Origin of the sequence: Bradyrhizobium sp. in8p8 (genome assembly GCF_000426845.1) — a bacterium.
In the GTDB taxonomy this organism is placed as follows: Bacteria; Pseudomonadota; Alphaproteobacteria; order Rhizobiales; family Xanthobacteraceae; genus Bradyrhizobium; species Bradyrhizobium japonicum_C.
The window spans coordinates 220,780-238,050 of the sequence record NZ_AUGD01000005.1; the positions used below are offsets into that span (position 1 = coordinate 220,780).

The following is a 17,271-nucleotide window of genomic DNA, read 5'->3' on the forward strand; positions in this document are numbered from 1 at the left end:
CCGGCCGCAAGCACGGTCGACCTCGGTTGCGTATATTTTGGGGGAGGCCGTTATGGCCGTATCGAGAGACCAGACGGCGCGCGTCCTTCGCCAGGAAGTGGCGGAGGAGCAGTCGAGCGGTGATGTCGCGTCGGAGGCATCCGCACCCCCTGCCGAGCAGTTGCGCACTCATGTCGCCGAGGACGCGAGACGGCCGCCTCCGGAGACGCCGGAAAAGCCCGTGACCGACAAGCCGGCTGCATCCGCGCCAGATGCGCCCGCCGCCGGCGCTCCGAGATCCGGCAAGCGCAAATTCGTCCTGATGGGCGTCGGCCTCCTCCTTGCGCTCGCTGTTGCGGGCTATGCCGGCTATTACACGCTGGTCGGACGTTTCTATATCTCCACCGACGATGCCTATGTCCGCGCCAACAACACCATGCTTGGCGCGCGCGTTTCCGGCCACATTGCCTCGATCCTCCCCGGCGACAACACGTCGGTCCGCGCCGGCGACATCGTCTTCCGCATCGACGACGGCGACTACAAGATCGCGGTCGAAGCCGCCGCGAGCAAGATCGCCACTCAGCAAGCCACCATCGATCGCATCGGCCGCCAGGTCGCCGCGCTCGACAGCCAGGTTGCGCAGGCGAAGGCCCAGCTCGTCTCGGCGCAGGCAGGCCTCAAGCGCGCCGACCTCGACTACGAGCGCCAGCAAGCGCTGAGCAGCAAGGGCTTCGCCTCGCGCGCCACCTTCGAGAGCTCGGAAGCCGGACGCGATCAGGGCGCCGCCGCTGTCAAGGCCGCGCAGGCTGCCTACGACGTCGCCGTCAGCAATGTCGATGTCGCCAAGGCGCAGCAGGCCGAAGCCCAGGCTCAGCTCGCCGAGCTCAAGACCACGCTCGCCAAGGCCGAGCGCGACCTCGGCTTCACCGCGGTGCGCGCGCCGGTCAACGGCACGTTCTCCAATCGCCTCGTCAACACGGGCGATTTCGTCGCGGTCGGCCAGCGCCTCGGCAACATCGTGCCGCTCGACGACGTTTACATCGACGCCAACTTCAAGGAGACGCAGCTCAAGCGCATCCGGCCCGGTCAACCGGTGACGATCAAGGTCGATGCCTACGGCATGCGCAAGTTCTCCGGCGTCGTCGACAGCATCGCCGCGGGCGCGGGCTCGGTGTTCACGCTGCTGCCGCCCGATAACGCCACCGGCAACTTCACCAAGATAGTGCAGCGCGTGCCGGTCCGCATCCGTGTGCCGAAATCGGTGGCGAAGCAGAACCTGCTCCGCGCCGGCATGTCGGTGTATGCGATCGTCGACACCAACAAGGGCGCCGCCGACGCCGACAGTGAGGTCGATCTCGACGATCCCACGGTTCATCCGCAGTAGCCGACCCGAGCCTGCGAGATCGGACGATGGCCGACGCCGCCACCGCTTCATCTGCCGTGATAGCGCATCCCGCCTCGGACCGCATCGCGCCGAAGCGGCTGTTCGCGTTCATCATCATGGTGTTCGGGATGTTCATGTCGATCCTGGACATCCAGATCGTGTCGGCCTCCCTCAGCGAGATTCAGGCCGGATTGTCGGCGAGCTCCAGCGAGGTCTCCTGGGTTCAGACCGCCTATCTGATCGCCGAGGTGATCGCGATCCCGCTCTCGGGTTTCCTGTCGCGGGCCTTCGGCACGCGACTGCTGTTCGCGATCTCGGCGGCCGGCTTCACCGCCGCAAGCCTGCTCTGCGGCCTCGCCACGACGATCGAGGAGATGATCCTCTGGCGCGCGCTCCAGGGCTTTCTCGGCGCCGGCATGATCCCGACCGTATTCGCCTCGGCCTACACCGTGTTCCCGCGCACCAAGTTCCACATCGTCGGGCCCATCATCGGACTGGTCGCGACGCTGGCCCCGACCATCGGCCCGACGGTCGGCGGCTACATCACCGACCTGATGTCGTGGAACTGGCTGTTCTTCATCAATGTCGTGCCCGGTATCGGCATCACCATCGGCGTGCTGGCTCTGGTCGATTTCGACGAGCCGCATTTCGAACTGCTCGACCGCTTCGACTGGTGGGGGCTGTTGTTCATGGCCGGCTTCCTCGGCACGCTGGAATATGTGCTGGAGGAAGGACCGCAATATGAATGGATGCAGGATACCTCGGTCGCGATCTGCGCCTGGATCTGCGGGCTCTCCGCGGTCGCCTTCTTTTGGCGCGTGTTCACGGCGGCCGAGCCGATCGTCAATCTGCGCACCTTCTCCGATCGCAATTTCGCCGTCGGATGCACGCTGCAATTCTGCATCGGCATCGGCCTCTACGGCCTGACCTACATCTATCCGCGCTATCTCGCCGAGGTGCGGGGCTACAGCGCGCTGATGATCGGCGAGACCATGTTCGTCTCCGGCATCACCATGTTCCTGGTCGCACCGCTGGTCGGCCGCCTCATGGCGAAGGTCGACATGCGCTACATGATCGCCTTCGGCCTCATCGTGTTCGCGATCGGCTCCTACCAGATGACGTGGATGACCCGGGATTACGACTTCTACGAGCTGCTGGTGCCTCAGATCCTGCGCGGCATCGGCATGATGTTCGCGATGGTGCCGACCAACAACGTCGCGCTCGGCACGCTGCCGCCCGAGAAAGTGAAGAACGCGAGCGGCCTGTTCAACCTGATGCGCAATCTTGGCGGCGCGGTCGGCCTCGCCGTCATCAACACCGTGCTCAATGATCGTACCGACCTGCACATCGCGCGCCTCCAGGAGCGCGTGACCTGGGGCAATGCCACCGCGACCGAAACCCTGACCATGTTCATGCAGAAGTTCCAGGGGCTCGGCGATTCCGCGCTGATGGCGATGAAGCAGCTCAGCCAGATCGTGCATCGCCAGGCCGTGGTGATGAGCTTCGGCGACGCGTTCCTCATCCTGGCGGTGTTCTATCTCGGCCTCAGCCTGCTGGTCGCGCTGCTGGACAGACCGGCTTCGCCGTTCGGCGCCGGCGGCGACGCGCATTAGGGGCGCGATCCGAGCTTGAGCGTGGCGAAGGCCTGCGCACCCATCTGCAACACTCGTGCGTGATCTCGCACGAGCCCCGTTGCCAATCGAAAACGGCACATCTATAAAGCGCACCTCATTCATTCGGACCGGGAGGGATTTGCATGGTTTCGTCGCATTCGCAGATCGTACGCCCGCGCTCGATGATCGCTCGGCTCGGAATGTACGCGGCCTGCTAGAGGCCTCTTCCGCCAGCTTCGATTGGGCCGAGGTTCAGACCAGGCGTCCCGATCGCTCCGCTCCCCAAGTCAAAGTCAGTTTTGAGTGACGCCGTCCGGGCCCTCGCGGCCGGTCTGCGTCCATCGATGGAGCCGGCCCGCGCGCGCGGCCGGATGATGTCATGACCGCTCTGTCAAAAAAGCCTGCCGCCATTCGCGTGGTGCTGCCCTTCGTATTCCGGCACTGGCTGAAGCAGCCCGGGCGCGGCCTCGTAGTGGCCGGCGGCCTGTTGGGTGCGACCATTGCCGACCTGTTCATGCCGGTATTCTCCGGGCATCTGGTGGATGCGCTGACGCGAGGCCCGTCCGACCCCGATGCGCGGCACGCCGCGCTGGTCGCGTTCGGCGCCATCGTGGCGTTGGGCGCGGCCTCGATGGTGCTGCGGCTCGTCGGTCTTCAAGCCATCGTGCCGTTCACGCTGAAGATCATGTCCGACGTCGCGCAGGACGCGTTCACGCGCGTGCAGCGCTTCTCGACCGACTGGCACGCCAACTCCTTCGCCGGATCCACCGTGCGCAAGATCACCCGCGGCATGTGGGCGCTCGACCTGCTCAACGACACCATCCTGATGGCGCTGGCGCCGTCGCTGCTGGTGCTGGTCGGCTCGATGATCCTGATCGGCGTGCACTGGACCTCGCTTGGCCTCGTGATCGCGGTCGGGGCGATCGTCTACGTCGCGATCACTGTGGTGTTCTCGACCCGCTACATTGCGCCGGCCGCACGCGTCTCCAATGCCTGGGACACCAAGGTGGGTGGTACGCTTGCGGATGCGCTGACCTGCAATGCCGTGGTGAAGTCCTTCGGCGCGGAGCTGCGCGAGGACACGCGGCTCGCCCGCGTCATCAACCGCTGGCGCGTGCGCGTGCGGCGGACCTGGTATCGCTACAATTACACGGCGATGGCGCAGCTGTCCCTGCTGCTGTGCCTGCGCGCGTCCGTGATCGGCGGGTCGGTGCTGCTGTGGATGTCGGGTCACGCCTCGCCCGGCGACGTCACCTATGTGCTGACGAGCTACTACGTCATCCACGCGTACTTGCGCGACGTCGGCATGCACATCAACAACCTCCAGCGCTCGGTCAACGACATGGACGAGCTGGTGGCGATCCATGACGAGCCGATCGGAATTGCCGATGCGCCCGACGCGCGGCCGATCTCGATCGAAGGCGGCGAGATCGTGTTCGACGACGTCACGTTCCACTATGGCGGCCATCGCGCGCCGCTCTATGACGGGCTGTCGTTGACGATCCGCGCCGGCGAGCGGGTCGGGCTCGTCGGCCGCTCCGGCTCCGGCAAGACCACTTTCGTCAAGCTGGTGCAGCGGCTCTACGATGTCACCGGCGGCCGCGTGCTGATCGACGGGCAGGACATCGCGCTGGCCACGCAGCAGTCGCTGCGCAGCCAGATCGCGATCGTGCAGCAGGAGCCGATCCTGTTCCATCGTTCGCTCGCCGAGAACATCGCCTATGGCCGGCCCGGCGCCAGCCTCGAGGCGATCGAGCAGGCGGCGCGGCTAGCCAACGCGCACGACTTCATCCTGCGCCTGCCGAAGGGCTATGGCACGCTGGTCGGCGAGCGCGGCGTGAAGCTGTCGGGCGGCGAACGTCAGCGTGTCGCGCTGGCGCGCGCCTTCCTTGCGGATGCGCCGGTGCTGATCCTGGACGAGGCGACTTCAAGCCTGGATTCGGAATCGGAGGCGCTGATCCAGGAGGCGATGGAGCGGCTGATGAACGGCCGCACCTCGATCGTGATCGCCCATCGCCTGTCGACCGTGAAGAGTCTCGATCGCATCCTGGTGTTCGACCGCGGCGAGATCGTCGAGCAAGGCACGCATGCGATGCTCGCAGCCAGGCCGGGCGGCATCTATCGCGGCCTGTTCGAGCGCCAGGTGGTGGAGCTCGGACGGATCGCGGCAGCGGAATGAGGCCCCGGCGGCGGGGCGAATCTTCCGACGCGCCGCTGCCGGAGGTGGGAATGAGAAAGCGCGATGACGATCCTCATGTCATCGCGCTTTACTGCGTGCCCAGGCTGTTCCAGACGAGACCGAGCCCCGAGAGGAACAACAGGCCAAGCACGACGTCGCCGAAGTGCTTGTCGCTCAGGGCGTGATAGACGCGCGCGCCGGTCCATGTGCCGATCAGGGTGCCCGGAAAGGCGACCAGGGCGAGCCAGACCACTTTCAGTTCGACCAGGCCCGATGCCGTCTGCAGCACCAGCGCGGTGGCGAGCACCGTGAAATTGAAGAGCTGGAAGATGCCGCGTCGTTCGTGCTTGTTCCAGCCGCGGATGTTGGCCCACAGGATCGGCAACGGCCCCGACAGGCCGGCGAGTCCGCCCAGGATGCCGCCGGCAAAGCCGATCGCACCATCCGCGATCCGGCCGCCGAACTTGAAGGCGAGCGGCCGCTTGTTGAGGTACAGCGCGCTCGAAAACAGCAGGAGCAGCACACCGACGCTGAGCTTGAACACTTTCGGATCGGCCGAGGCGACCATCATGGTGCCCAGCGGTACGCCGATCAGGCCCCCGATCAGGAACGGCCAGACCAGCGAGAGATCGAAGCTCTTCCACATCGAGGGCAGCGTCGAGGTCTGCGCAATCACCGAGCAGATCAGCACCAGCGGTACCGCCAGCGAGGGCGGCAGGACGTAGAGCCAGATGCCGAGCGCCATCAGCGCGGTGCCGAACCCGGCAAGTCCCGACACGAAGCCACCGGCGAGAGCGCCGAACAGCAGCAGGATGTAGGTGAGCGTTTCCAACAGATTAGCCTTGTGGCAAGGGACGATCCCGAGTGGTGATCGCCAGCGCTCGCATAACATGCCTGCTGCCTTGCAGGTCAATCCATGCTGCACGCAAGCGTGATCTGCGGGGTTCGGGCATTCGCGAAAGACGCGCCTACATGACGGCCGTACTTCAATCCTCGGACCACCCGATGCGATCATTCGTCCGGATCGGCCAGTCCTGTAGGCGATATGGAGAACGGCGATGACCCTTACCAGGATTGCCGCTGCAGCCGCGCTGCTCGCGGTGGCGTTGGCGCCGACCTTGGCCCTGGCTCAGTTTTCCGAGCCTGCGGCCTATCAGGCCGCTCATCCTGACCGCGATGTCCTGAATGGCGGCCAGCTCACGCCGGCGGCGCGTGCGGCTCTTGGCCAGCGGGGGATGCCTGCCGATGCGTATGCATCGCAGGCCCATCCGTCATCGATGACACCGGAGGTGCGCTCCGGCCACCGCCGTCATCGTCGATGATCTAGACGATCTGCCTCGTGTCGGCCGGCTTCTGCAGCGCGCCGATCAGGATGCGCAGCGCCTCCGTCAATTCCGATCTGTTCCGTGCCGCGCCCAGCGAGACACGTGCCGCATGCGGCGGTGCCCCGTCGACGGTGAAGGCATCGCCTGCGACGACGGCAAGACCGTTTCGCAGGAGATCTGCCGCGATGTCCAGCCGGCCCTCGGGCAGCCGCAGCCACAGATGATGTGCGGCAGGCTTGGCCAGCAATTGAAAACCCTTCAGCGTGCGTTGCGCGAGCTGCTGACGGCCGATCGCCTCGCTGCGAATGGCGCTGATGATGCGATCGGCAATCCCGCTTTCGATCCAATGCGTCACCAGCGCCACCATCAGCGGCGCAGGCATCTGCACGGTCGCCTGCAAGGACATGCGCATGTCCCGCTGCGCGCCGCTGTCGGGCGTCAGAAGGTAGGCAACGCGCAGCGCGGGCGCGATGCATTTTGATAGTGTGGTCGCAAGGTATGTCCGCTCCGGAATGAGGCTTGCGATCGGCGAGGCCGAGCGGTCGAGCAGGCCGTAGGCGTCGTCCTCGATCAGGATCGTACCGGTGTCGCGAACGATCCTTGCAATGGCACCACGGCGTTCGTCGGAAAGCGTTGCGGTGGTTGGATTGTGCAGCGTCGGAATCAGATAGACGGCCTTCGGCCGGTGCGTGCGGCACGCCTTGGCCAGCGCGTCGGGAAGGATGCCGGCTTCATCCATGGCGACGCCGACCAGCTTGATGCCGAGCCGCGCGGCGGCCGCCTTGACGCCGGGAAAGGTCAGGGCTTCGGTCAGTACGGTTTCGCCGGGCCGCGCGAGCTGGGCGAGCAGGCTGAAGAGGATCGTCTGTGCGCCGGGAAAGATCGCGAGCCTGTCGGCCTGCGCGTGCGGAACGCGGGTGCGCAGCCAGCGCGCCGCGACCTCGCGTTCATGGAGGCTGCCGCCGGGCGGTTGATAATTGAGATAGGCGGTCAGGCCCGATTGTGCGCGGATGGCTTCCATGCCCGCGGTGATGCGCTCGTCGAGCTGCGCCTCGAGCGGATGCGGCGGTACGTTCATCGAGAGGTCGATCGAGACCGGATGCGGCAGGTCGACCGAGCGGCGCGCGCTGGTCTCCGAAACGAACGAGCCCTGGCCGACACGGGCTTCCATGATGCCGCGGCGCCGCGCCTCGGTGTAGGCGCGCGTCACCGTGGTGAGGTCGATGCCGAGTGCTTTTGCGAGCGCGCGCTGCGTCGGGAGCTGCTGGCCCCGTACCAGCCGGCCGGCAGCGATGTCGGCCTCCATGGCCTCGACGATGCGCTGGTAGCGCGGACCCGAGAGTTCGGAGATTGTAGGGATCCAGCCCATGCAAATCAGGCCCATATCCTTTGAATGTATGGATACAAGACATTATTGTATGGATCATCGAAAAGGAAGAGGTGTGGTCATGGCGACAGTCTCCCTGGCAAAGGCGATGTGGCGCGGATTCAGCGGCAAATGTCCCAATTGCGGGGAGGGGCACATGTTCGGCCGCTTCCTGAAAGTGGCTCACGCCTGCGATCATTGCGGCGAGGAGCTGTTTCACCAGCGCGCAGACGACTTTCCGGCCTATCTCGTGATGGTCGTGGTCGGCCATCTCGTGGTGCCGGGGATCCTCGCGGTCGAGACCGCCTACGCGCCGCCGGAATGGCTCCAGCTCGCGGTGTGGCTCCCGGTGACGCTGATCGCCTCGCTCGCACTTCTGCAGCCGACCAAGGGCGCCATCGTCGGGTTGCAATGGCAGCTCGGAATGCACGGTTTCGAGGCGGGCAAGCTGCGGCGCGAGGGCGGCGAGCTTGCACCGGTGCTGGTCAAAGCGGATACGCGCGCGGCCTGAGCGGCGTTTACATCGCGCGCCCGGCCGCTACACTCCATCGCACAACCAAGAACGATGGAAACGCCGATGGCCGCACGCGCGAAGACCTTCCTGCTCTGTCATGGCGCGTGGTCCGGCGGATGGGCCTGGAAGAAGATGCATCCGCTGGTGGCACAAGCCGGGCACCGCCTGGTGGCGCCGACCTACACCGGGCTCGGCGAGCGCGCCCATCTCGCAAGTCCCGCGATAGACCTGGATACGCACATCCAGGACATCCTCAACGTCATCGCCTTCGAGGATTTGAGCGACATCGTTCTGCTTGGCCACAGCTATGGCGGCATGGTCGCGACCGGCGTCGCTGATCGCATGCGCGAGCGCGTGACTCAGCTGATCTATCTCGACGCCTTCGTGCCGCGCGACGGCCAGTCGCTGTTCGATCTCAACGAAAGCGGGCGCGAGCCGATGCGCAAGGCGGTTGCAGACGGCGACGGCTATCGCATTGCGCCGAACCCGCCGCCTCCGGACACACCGCAAGCCGATCTCGACTGGCTCTACGCGCGCCGTGTCCCGATGCCGATCAAGTGCTTCGAGGCGCGCTTGCGGCTCGAACACGGCGAGCCGGCGATGCCGCGCAGCTACATCTATTGCACGCGCATTCCGCCGGGCGACGTGTTCGGACAGTTCGCGAGGCGGACGAAGAACGAGCACGGCTGGCGCTATTTCGAGCTCGACGCCAGCCATGCGCCGAATGTTACCGCGCCGCAGGCGCTGATGGCGGTATTGGAGAAGATCGTCGCTTAGCCAGCGGCCGTCATTTCGGGGCTCGTGGTGCGCACGACACTGGTATTTTGCGCGCTCGGTGAAAATGGTGAGGGGTCCGATGCGGTTGGCACCGAACCCCTCGCTGCTTCGTCAGCAAGACGCGTTTTCCTCACGCGAACCGGAAGTCCACGTCGCTCGAAAACGCCTTAGAACATCAGCCGGCCTGTAAGCCGGGTTCTGTAGGGCACCGCCCGCTTGCGCGAACGATACGTGACGGCCATTCCTCTGGGACCGTGTTTGCACATGGCCTCGAGCAACCTACCCGGACGGCGGGCCTGACATCGCCCCGCGGCGTTATCGCTTGCGCGAACAGCCCGCTATGCCGTCCCTATTCGGTTTTGCTCCCGGTGGGGTTTGCCATGCCGGCCCCGTTGCCGGAACCGCGGTGCGCTCTTACCGCACCTTTTCACCCTTACTTCCTCGGAGGAGGAAGCGGTTCGTTCTCTGTGGCACTTTCCCTGGGGTCACCCCCGCCGGACGTTATCCGGCACCGCATGTCAAGGGAGCCCGGACTTTCCTCCCCGGCGGCCTTTCGGCACTTGCCGGAGCGGCCGTCCGGCCGACTGACGGAGTACGCATGGGGCTTCGTGACAGTCTCGTCAAGTCGAGATCGCGACGCGCCCAGCCGTCGCAAGAGCTCCCGTCATGATGCAGCGTTCGGCGATCCCGTCACTTCGACGCGACACTTGTCGCGTCTTGCGGCAGACTTGCCAGCAGGGCCTGCAACGTCGACAGCGTTGAATGATCCGCGACGCCATCGAGTCGCGCCGGACGGAAATGACGCTGAAAGGCGGTGACGACTTCCATCGTCGCGGCGTCGTATTTGCCGTTCAGCGGCACGCCATAGCCATATCTGGCCAGCGCCTGCTGCAGGCTCAGCACGGCGTCGCTGATGGTGCCGAGCATCAGAGTTTCGCCCCGGACGATAGGCGCTGGCGTGACCCAGTGGCCGACGCCGGAATTGGCCAGCGAATGCCACGGAAACTTTTCGCCGGGGTCCTTCTTGCGGGCGGGCGCGACGTCGGAATGGCCGAGCACCCGGTGGGCCGGCACCTTGCGGCGGAGCATGATGCCGCGGCACAGCGCGATCACGGCCGCGATCTGGCGCAGCGGAAACTCCGGATAGCCCCAATCATGTCCGCGATTGATGATCTCGACGCCGATCGAGCACGAGTTGATGTCGTCCTCGCCGGCCCAGGAGGAGACGCCTGCGTGCCAGGCGCGCTTGGCCTCGGGTACGCATTGCACGATACGGCCGTCCTCCAGCACGACGTAATGCGCCGACACTTCAGTGCCCGCCGTGCACAGCCGCGCCAGCGCGCCTTCGACATCGGGCATGCCGGTGTAATGCAGCACGATCATATCGGGCTGCCGTCCCTTGTTGCGCTCGCCGTAATTGGGCGACGGAATGATGTCCGAGACGATCGAGGAGTCGGGTTCGAACGTCCGCACGTTCGCCACGGTCTTGGGAACCGGGAGAACGCGGGGACGCTTCGAATCAGATCCAGACGGCGTGGACGAACCGGACGGCATAAACAGCTCAAGTGGATGGAGAGCGGGCAAGCGCTTCTCTTTACTATTCCTTTACCGTCCATCGCGCGCAATCGCGCGGCGCGGTTAACGGATTCATTTTGGCGATGTGTGTGGATGAAGCATCACCCTTTCTTCACCTTTCCACTTGTGACGAGTCGAGCAACGCTTTCTTAACGCTAAGGACCGTTACTGAGGGATGAAGAGCCGACCCGCGTCCGGAGGCGGCCAAAGCGTATTTGGCTCGAAATCCCATGGCTGCCCGACAAATTCTGCTGGGAACACTGGGTTTGCGGCCCGGGACGATCGGGCTTGGTAACCATGCTGGACAAGGGGTTTGTCGTGGAACCGCCGCGACGCGCAATCATTCGAGGCGTTATGGGCTTGTTCCACGCCGATCTCGCTTGGGTGTCAGGCTTGGCGATCCTCAGGTCACGCGCATGAGCTCGACTCCTCATGTTCCCGTTCTTGGCCGTGAGGCCGTCGCGTATCTCGCTCCGCGCGAGGGCGGCGTCTACGTCGACACCACTTTTGGTGCCGGCGGCTATAGCCGTGCGATTCTGGACGTGCCGGGAACCCGACTCATCGCCATCGATCGCGACCGCACCGCGATTGCCGGTGGTGCCGAGCTAGTCAAGAGTTCCGCCGGAAGGCTGACGCTGGTCGAGGACCGTTTCTCCCACCTTGCCGACGTCTGCGCTTCGCTCGGCGTCGAGACCATCGACGGTGTCGTGATGGATGTCGGCGTGTCCTCGATGCAGCTCGACCAGGCCGGCCGCGGCTTCTCGTTCCGTCTCGACGGTCCGCTCGACATGCGGATGGGGCAGACAGGGCCGACTGCGGCGGACGTCGTCGCGCGCGCCTCCGAAAGCGATCTTGCCGACATCATCTATCTCTTCGGCGAGGAGCGGCATTCGCGCCGCATCGCCCGCGCCATCGTCGCGGACCGTCAGGAGACCCCGTTCACGACCACGCGCGCGCTTGCTGATCTCGTCGGCAGGGTCGTGCGGTCGAAGCCCGGGGACATTCACCCGGCGACGCGGACGTTCCAGGCACTGCGCATCTTCGTCAACGAGGAGCTCGAGGAACTCCAGACGGCGCTCGCCGCGGCCGAGCGCGTCCTCAAGCCCGGTGGTCGCCTCGTCGTCGTCTCGTTCCATTCGCTGGAAGACCGCATCGTCAAGAATTTCCTCGGCGAGCGTTCCAAGACGGGCGGCGGTTCGCGGCATCTGCCGGAAGTTGCCCAGATCGCGCCGAGCTTCCAGCTGCTGACGCGGCGGCCGGTCGTCGCCGGCGAGGACGAGGTGGCGCAAAATCCGCGCGCACGCTCCGCAAAGCTGCGCGCCGCCGAGCGCACTTCGGCGCCGGCGCACGCGACCGACGGGGCATCGTCCTGGCCGAAACTCTCGGACGTGATGAGGGGCGGCTAGCGCATGCGCATCATCCACCTCCTCGTCATCGGCGCGCTGATCTTCGCGGCGGCCCATGTCTACCGGATCAAGATGGACTCCACCGCGCGCACCGAAAAGGTACTGCGTCTGCGTGCGGAGATCCGCGAGGAGCGCGACGCGATCGCGGCACTGCGGGCCGAGTGGGCCAAGCTCGATGCCCCGCATCGCCTGCAGGGCCTGTCCGACCGGCATCTGCACCTCAAGCCGGTCAATGGCACGCAATACGACTCGCTGAAGAATCTGCCGGAGCGCCCGCTACGGATGTTCAGGCCGGGCGAGCCCGATCCGATCGGGGCCATGCTCAACGCCATCGAAGCCGCTAGCGACCCTGACACGGTGACCGGCTCCGTGCCTCAACCCGAGGACAGGCAATGAGCCCTGCAACGCCTGCAAGATCGACCGAGAAGTCGAATGAACCCTGGCGGCAGCGGCTGATCCGCAGCGTGCTGTACGGGCGCAATGTCGATCGCACCGCCAAGGCGCGCGCGCGCGTGGGACTTGCGATGGTCGCCTTCGCCTCGATCTACGCCTTGATCGGAGGCCGGCTCGTGATGTTCGCGATCGGCGCCGACGCCCACGGGGCGCGCCGCGCCGCGGCGCAGGAGGTGGTTGCGACCGCTCGGCCCGACATCGTCGACCGCAACGGTGCCATTCTGGCGACGGACGTCAAGGCGGCGAGCCTCTTCGGCGAGCCGCGTCGCATCATCGACAAGGATGAGGCGATCGAGCTCCTGACCGCGACCATTCCCGACCTCGACGAGGCCGAGGTGCGCGAGCGCCTGAAGACGCGCAAGGGCTTCGTCTGGCTGAAGCGCGAGGTGACGCCGGCGCAGCAGCAGGCCGTCCACAAGCTCGGCATTCCAGGCATCGGCTTCCTGCGTGAGAACAAGCGCGTCTATCCGACCGGCAACGAGGTCGCCCACCTCATCGGTCTCGTGAATATCGACAACCAGGGCATTGCCGGCCTGGAGAAGTGGCTCGACAATCAGGGACTGGCCGATCTTCACCGCGCCGGCTTTGCCACCGACCGCCTGCAGAAGCCGATCGAGCTTTCGGTCGATTTGCGCGTCGAGCACGCGCTGCGCGACGAACTGCTCAAGGCCAAGGACAAGTTCCACGCCAAGGCCGCTTCCGGCCTCGTCTCCAACGTCAAGACGGGAGAAATCGTGGCGATGGTGTCCCTGCCGGATTTCGATCCCAACAATCCGAAGGAAGCGCACGACCCGGATCGCATCAACCGCCTGACCACCGGCGTGTACGAGATGGGCTCCACCTTCAAGGCGTTCACGCTGGCGATGGGCCTGGATTCCGGGAAGATCAATCTGAACTCGATGTGGGATGCGCGCGGGAACCTGCACTACGGCAAGTTCACGATTCACGACAGTCATCCGCTCGGGCGCTTCATCAACACCAAGGAAGTGTTCACCTACTCGTCCAATATCGGCGCGGCGCGCATCGCGCTCAACCAGGGCGTCGAGGCGCACAAGGCGTTCCTCGCCAAAATGGGCCAGACGACGCGGCTGCGTACCGAATTGCCCGAGAGCGCGGCGCCGCTGCTGCCGCGACGCTGGAGCGAGCTGAACACCGTCACCGCCGCGTTCGGCCAGGGGCTCTCGGTGGCACCGCTGCAGGCCGTGATGGGCATCAACGCGCTGGTGAACGGCGGCTATTTGATTCCGCCGACATTCTTGAAGCGCAGCGAAGCCGAAGCCATGGCGATGGCCAAGCGCGTGATCAAGCCGGACACCAGCGACAAGATGCGGTTTCTGATGAGGCTCAATGCCGAAGTCGGCTCTGCGAGAAAGGCAGATGTCAAAGGTTATTACGTTGGCGGCAAGACCGGCACGTCGGAGAAGGTCGTGAACGGGCGCTATGCCAAGAAGCGCGTGCTCAATTCCTTTACCGCCGTCCTGCCCTGCGACGATCCTAAATATCACGTCCTGATCATGCTGGACGAGCCGCAGGCGCTGCCCGAAACGCATGGTTTCATCACCTCGGGCTGGAACGCGGTGCCGACCGGCGGAAAGGTGATCGAGCGGATCGCGCCGCTTCTGGGCATCGAGCCGCGGTTTGAGCTGCCTCCGGCCGAACGCCTTATTCTTGCAGCATCCAGGACAACCCAGTAATCAACCGGGATGGCCATCGCCCCTGCTGAGTCGGAATTCCTCGGGAATCGGCCTTCCGGCAGGGGCATGTCGACTGGAAGACCATGAAGCTGCGCGACCTCTTAGGCCAGGATGTTCTTGGCCATGATGCCGCCATCGAGCCCGCTGTTGCGGGGCTCGAGGTGGGCGGGCTTGCGCTCGACAGCCGCGTGGTCAAGCCGGGTGATCTGTTTTTCGCGCTTGCGGGCAGCAAGACCGACGGCGCGCGCTTCATCGACGCCGCAATTGCCGCTGGCGCGATCGCAATCGTTGGCGATCATGCGCCTGCGGCGACGAAGGTGCCGTTCATCGCGGCGGCCAATCCGCGCCGCGCGCTGGCGCTGGCTGCGGCAAGGTTCTTCCCGGCGCAGCCCGCCACGATTGCCGCGGTGACCGGAACCAGCGGCAAGACCTCGGTCGCAGCGTTCACACGTCAGATCTGGGAGCGGCTGGGGCATGCCTCCGCAAGCATCGGCACCATCGGCCTCGTCTCGTCCAAACGCACCGTCTACGGCTCGCTGACGACGCCCGATCCGATCGCGCTGCACCGGCAGATCGATGAGATCGCGCGCGAGGGCGTCACGCATCTCGCCTTCGAGGCGTCGTCGCACGGGCTCGACCAGTACCGCCTCGACGGCGTCCGCGTCTCCGCCGGCGGTTTCACCAACCTCTCGCGCGACCACATGGATTACCATCCGACCGTTGCGCATTATCTCGCGGCCAAACTCCGCTTGTTCCGCGAGTTGGTGCCGCCGGGTGGCGCCGCGGTGATTTCGGCCGATCATGATTGCTCGACCGAAGCGATCGAGGCGGCGAAGGCGCGCGGCCTGCGCGTGATGGCGGTGGGCCGCAACGGCGATGCGGCAGGCGAGGGCATCCGTCTCACCGAGGCCGTGGTCGAAGGTTTCTCGCAAAAGCTCACGCTCGAGCATCGCGGCAAGCGCTTTGCCGTCCGGCTGCCGCTGGTCGGCGCATTCCAGATCGAGAACGCGCTGGTCTCGGCCGGCCTTGCGATCGGCACCGGCAGCGATGCCGCAAACGTGTTTGCGTGCCTCGAACATCTCGAAGGCGCCAAGGGCCGGCTCGAACGCGTCGGTGAGCGCAACGGCGCGCCGATCTTCGTCGACTACGCGCACAAGCCGGATGCGCTCGCGAAGGCGCTGCAGGCGCTGCGTCCCTATGCCAAGCGCAGGCTGGTCGTCGTGTTCGGCGCCGGCGGGGACCGCGATGCCGGCAAGCGTCCGATCATGGGCGAGATCGCGGCCGAAAACGCCGACGGCGTCATCATCACCGACGACAATCCGCGCAGCGAGAAGCCGGAAGCCATCCGCGCCGCGATCCTCGCCACCGCGAAGGGCGCCCGCGAGATCGGCGACCGCACTGCTGCGATCCGCGCTGCGATCGAGGACTTGCAGGAGGGCGATGCATTGCTGATTGCCGGCAAGGGCCACGAGACCGGACAGATCGTCGGCACGGAGGTTCTGCCCTTCAGTGATCACGAGGCGGTTGCCGCCGCATTAGCGTCGAGGGTTGTATGAGCGCGCCAATATGGACGATTGCCGAAGTCGCGCGAGCGCTTGGCGCTACCGGATCGTTTCCGGACGTGCCCATTGACTTCGTCACGCAGGACAGCCGCCTGGTGAAGCCGGGCAGCCTGTTCGTCGCGCTGAGCGGGACGCCGAGCGGCGGCTTCGTCTCCGCCTTCGCCAGCGCGCGCGATGGCTGGGAGTTCGCCGACAAGGCCGAAGCCGCAGGCGCGGTCGCGATGATCGTGCCGCACGAGATCCCAGGCATCCGCGTTCCGCAGATCGTCGTGGAGGATACGCTGATCGATGGCCTGTGGCGCCTTGCACGTGCCGCACGCGCGCGCTTCAAAGGGCCGGTGATCGGCCTCACCGGCAGCGCCGGCAAGACCAGCACCAAGGAGTTCCTGGCGGCCTATCCGAACGCCTATGCCAGCCCGTCGAGCTTCAACAATTTCTGGGGCGTGCCGCTGACGCTGTGCAATGCCAGGCGAGATGCCAGCCTTTGGGTCGTCGAGATGGGCATGAACCAGCAAGGCGAGATCGCGCGGCTCAGCGAGTTGACGCAGCCGACGGTCGCGCTGGTCGTCAACGTCCAGCCGGTGCATCTGGAAAAGCTCGGCTCGCTCGAGGCCATCAGGCGCGAGAAGGTGTCGATCTCGCTCGGCCTGCCCGAGAACGGTGTGCTGGTGCTGCCCGCCGGGCTCAAGGCGCCCGAGTGGAAGGGCAAGGTCGTGCGCTTCGGCGGCGAGCATGCCGAGGTGCACGAGGTCGCGCACGCGCCCCACGGCGAGAGCTGGCAGGTCGTCGCGGCGATCGGCAAGAAGGAGATCGCCTTCAGCCTCACCCCTGGCGCGCCGCACCGGGTCCACAATGCGCTGGCCGCGCTCGCCGCCGTTCATGCTGCGCATCTCGACGTTGCGACGCTGGCGATCAAGCTCGACCGCGTCGGCATCATGACCGGCCGAGGCGTCGAGCAGACCGTCGGTGATATCACCGTGATCGACGATAGCTTCAACGGCAATCCGGCCAGCGTGGCGGCTGCGCTGCAAAGTCTCCAGGCCCGCCACATGGGCGAGGGCCGCCGCGTCGCGGTTCTCGGCGACATGCTGGAGTTGGGCGAGGACGCACCAAGCTACCACGCCGGCCTCGCCAAATATCTCGACGGCATCGACGCCGTCTACTGCGTCGGCGCTCTGATGCGCCACCTCTATGATGTGCTCCCGGCCGGCAAGGGCCTCGGCTGGCATGACGATCCCGCCACGCTGAAGCCCAGCGAGGTCGCGAGCCTGCTGAAGGCAGGCGACGTCGTGGTTGTCAAGGGCAGCAAGAAGATGTTCTGGGTCAACAAGTTTGTGCCGGGGCTGGTGGCCGCCTTGCAGGCAAAGGCGTAAACTGCTTGGAAGGCGCCGTTCCCGAATCCCACCCTTGCGGCACCGAGCCGTGCGTTTCCTCCCAAGGTCGC

General features: G+C 65.7%; 14 protein-coding genes. 11 read left to right on the plus strand and 3 right to left on the minus strand.

Annotated features, from left to right (window positions below; genetic code table 11):
- Window positions 1–52 precede the first annotated feature (52 nt).
- The 3 genes from K408_RS0115825 (at window position 53) to K408_RS0115835 (ending at window position 5,155) form a co-directional block, all read left to right on the plus strand.
- Window positions 53–1,363: an HlyD family secretion protein gene (locus K408_RS0115825; protein WP_024339525.1), complete on the plus strand. Its 1,311-nt coding sequence runs from the start codon at window positions 53–55 to the stop codon at window positions 1,361–1,363.
- Between the two features lie 26 nt (window positions 1,364–1,389).
- Window positions 1,390–2,976 (plus strand): DHA2 family efflux MFS transporter permease subunit, encoded by a 1,587-nt coding sequence (locus tag K408_RS0115830; RefSeq protein ID WP_024339526.1) that lies wholly within the window; start codon window positions 1,390–1,392, stop codon window positions 2,974–2,976.
- A 379-nt stretch (window positions 2,977–3,355) separates the two neighbouring features.
- Window positions 3,356–5,155 carry an ABC transporter ATP-binding protein gene (locus tag K408_RS0115835; RefSeq protein ID WP_024339527.1) on the plus strand — a complete coding sequence of 600 codons (1,800 nt, stop codon included), beginning with the start codon at window positions 3,356–3,358 and terminating at the stop codon, window positions 5,153–5,155.
- A gap of 88 nt (window positions 5,156–5,243) precedes the next feature.
- Here K408_RS0115835 and K408_RS0115840 read toward each other — a convergent pair whose 3' ends face one another.
- On the minus strand, window positions 5,244–5,987 hold the full coding sequence (locus tag K408_RS0115840) for a sulfite exporter TauE/SafE family protein (RefSeq protein ID WP_024339528.1): 744 nt from the start codon (window positions 5,985–5,987) through the stop codon (window positions 5,244–5,246).
- 226 nt (window positions 5,988–6,213) lie between these two features.
- Here K408_RS0115840 and K408_RS0115845 point away from each other — a divergent pair, with 226 nt between their 5' ends.
- Window positions 6,214–6,477, plus strand: a complete 264-nt coding sequence (locus K408_RS0115845; protein ID WP_024339529.1) for a hypothetical protein — start codon at window positions 6,214–6,216, stop codon at window positions 6,475–6,477.
- A gap of 1 nt (window position 6,478) precedes the next feature.
- Here the strand turns inward: K408_RS0115845 and K408_RS0115850 are convergent, their stop codons facing one another.
- Window positions 6,479–7,849 carry an aminotransferase-like domain-containing protein gene (locus K408_RS0115850; protein WP_024339530.1) on the minus strand — a complete coding sequence of 457 codons (1,371 nt, stop codon included), beginning with the start codon at window positions 7,847–7,849 and terminating at the stop codon, window positions 6,479–6,481.
- Window positions 7,850–7,928: 79 nt separating this feature from the next.
- On the opposite strand from K408_RS0115850, the gene K408_RS0115855 reads away from it, so the two are divergent.
- Together K408_RS0115855 and K408_RS0115860 are read left to right on the plus strand one after the other, a co-directional pair.
- The gene (locus K408_RS0115855; RefSeq protein WP_024339531.1) at window positions 7,929–8,357 is read left to right on the plus strand and encodes a DUF983 domain-containing protein; all 429 of its coding nucleotides are present in this window, start codon (window positions 7,929–7,931) and stop codon (window positions 8,355–8,357) included.
- A gap of 66 nt (window positions 8,358–8,423) precedes the next feature.
- Entirely contained in the window at window positions 8,424–9,137 is a 714-nt protein-coding gene (locus K408_RS0115860; RefSeq protein ID WP_024339532.1) for an alpha/beta fold hydrolase, read from the plus strand.
- A 690-nt stretch (window positions 9,138–9,827) separates the two neighbouring features.
- Here the strand turns inward: K408_RS0115860 and K408_RS0115865 are convergent.
- Window positions 9,828–10,691 carry an N-acetylmuramoyl-L-alanine amidase gene (locus K408_RS0115865; protein WP_024339533.1) on the minus strand — a complete coding sequence of 288 codons (864 nt, stop codon included), beginning with the start codon at window positions 10,689–10,691 and terminating at the stop codon, window positions 9,828–9,830.
- Between the two features lie 437 nt (window positions 10,692–11,128).
- On the opposite strand from K408_RS0115865, the gene rsmH reads away from it, so the two are divergent.
- The 5 genes from rsmH (at window position 11,129) to K408_RS0115890 (ending at window position 17,200) form a co-directional block, all read left to right on the plus strand.
- The gene (gene rsmH, locus K408_RS0115870) at window positions 11,129–12,118 is read left to right on the plus strand and encodes a 16S rRNA (cytosine(1402)-N(4))-methyltransferase RsmH (RefSeq protein WP_024339534.1); all 990 of its coding nucleotides are present in this window, start codon (window positions 11,129–11,131) and stop codon (window positions 12,116–12,118) included.
- Between the two features lie 3 nt (window positions 12,119–12,121).
- Complete coding sequence (ftsL, locus tag K408_RS0115875) at window positions 12,122–12,514, plus strand: cell division protein FtsL (protein ID WP_024339535.1); 393 nt, start codon at window positions 12,122–12,124, stop codon at window positions 12,512–12,514.
- Entirely contained in the window at window positions 12,511–14,265 is a 1,755-nt protein-coding gene (locus tag K408_RS0115880; RefSeq protein ID WP_024339536.1) for a peptidoglycan D,D-transpeptidase FtsI family protein, read from the plus strand. The genes ftsL and K408_RS0115880 overlap by 4 nt, the downstream gene beginning before the upstream one ends.
- Before the next feature lie 83 nt (window positions 14,266–14,348).
- Entirely contained in the window at window positions 14,349–15,821 is a 1,473-nt protein-coding gene (locus K408_RS0115885; protein WP_024339537.1) for a UDP-N-acetylmuramoyl-L-alanyl-D-glutamate--2,6-diaminopimelate ligase, read from the plus strand.
- Window positions 15,818–17,200 (plus strand): UDP-N-acetylmuramoyl-tripeptide--D-alanyl-D-alanine ligase, encoded by a 1,383-nt coding sequence (locus K408_RS0115890; RefSeq protein ID WP_024339538.1) that lies wholly within the window; start codon window positions 15,818–15,820, stop codon window positions 17,198–17,200. The genes K408_RS0115885 and K408_RS0115890 overlap by 4 nt, the downstream gene beginning before the upstream one ends.
- The last annotated feature ends 71 nt before the right edge of the window (window positions 17,201–17,271 follow it).

Coding starts and splice junctions, on each gene's coding strand:
- K408_RS0115825 (WP_024339525.1), top strand. CDS start 53: ATGGCCGTATCGAGAGACCAGACGGCGCGCGTCCTTCGCCAGGAAGTG.
- K408_RS0115830 (WP_024339526.1), top strand. CDS start 1,390: ATGGCCGACGCCGCCACCGCTTCATCTGCCGTGATAGCGCATCCCGCC.
- K408_RS0115835 (WP_024339527.1), top strand. CDS start 3,356: ATGACCGCTCTGTCAAAAAAGCCTGCCGCCATTCGCGTGGTGCTGCCC.
- K408_RS0115845 (WP_024339529.1), top strand. CDS start 6,214: ATGACCCTTACCAGGATTGCCGCTGCAGCCGCGCTGCTCGCGGTGGCG.
- K408_RS0115850 (WP_024339530.1), bottom strand. CDS start 7,849: ATGGGCTGGATCCCTACAATCTCCGAACTCTCGGGTCCGCGCTACCAG.
- K408_RS0115855 (WP_024339531.1), top strand. CDS start 7,929: ATGGCGACAGTCTCCCTGGCAAAGGCGATGTGGCGCGGATTCAGCGGC.
- K408_RS0115860 (WP_024339532.1), top strand. CDS start 8,424: ATGGCCGCACGCGCGAAGACCTTCCTGCTCTGTCATGGCGCGTGGTCC.
- K408_RS0115865 (WP_024339533.1), bottom strand. CDS start 10,691: ATGCCGTCCGGTTCGTCCACGCCGTCTGGATCTGATTCGAAGCGTCCC.
- rsmH (WP_024339534.1), top strand. CDS start 11,129: ATGAGCTCGACTCCTCATGTTCCCGTTCTTGGCCGTGAGGCCGTCGCG.
- ftsL (WP_024339535.1), top strand. CDS start 12,122: ATGCGCATCATCCACCTCCTCGTCATCGGCGCGCTGATCTTCGCGGCG.
- K408_RS0115880 (WP_024339536.1), top strand. CDS start 12,511: ATGAGCCCTGCAACGCCTGCAAGATCGACCGAGAAGTCGAATGAACCC.
- K408_RS0115885 (WP_024339537.1), top strand. CDS start 14,349: ATGAAGCTGCGCGACCTCTTAGGCCAGGATGTTCTTGGCCATGATGCC.
- K408_RS0115890 (WP_024339538.1), top strand. CDS start 15,818: ATGAGCGCGCCAATATGGACGATTGCCGAAGTCGCGCGAGCGCTTGGC.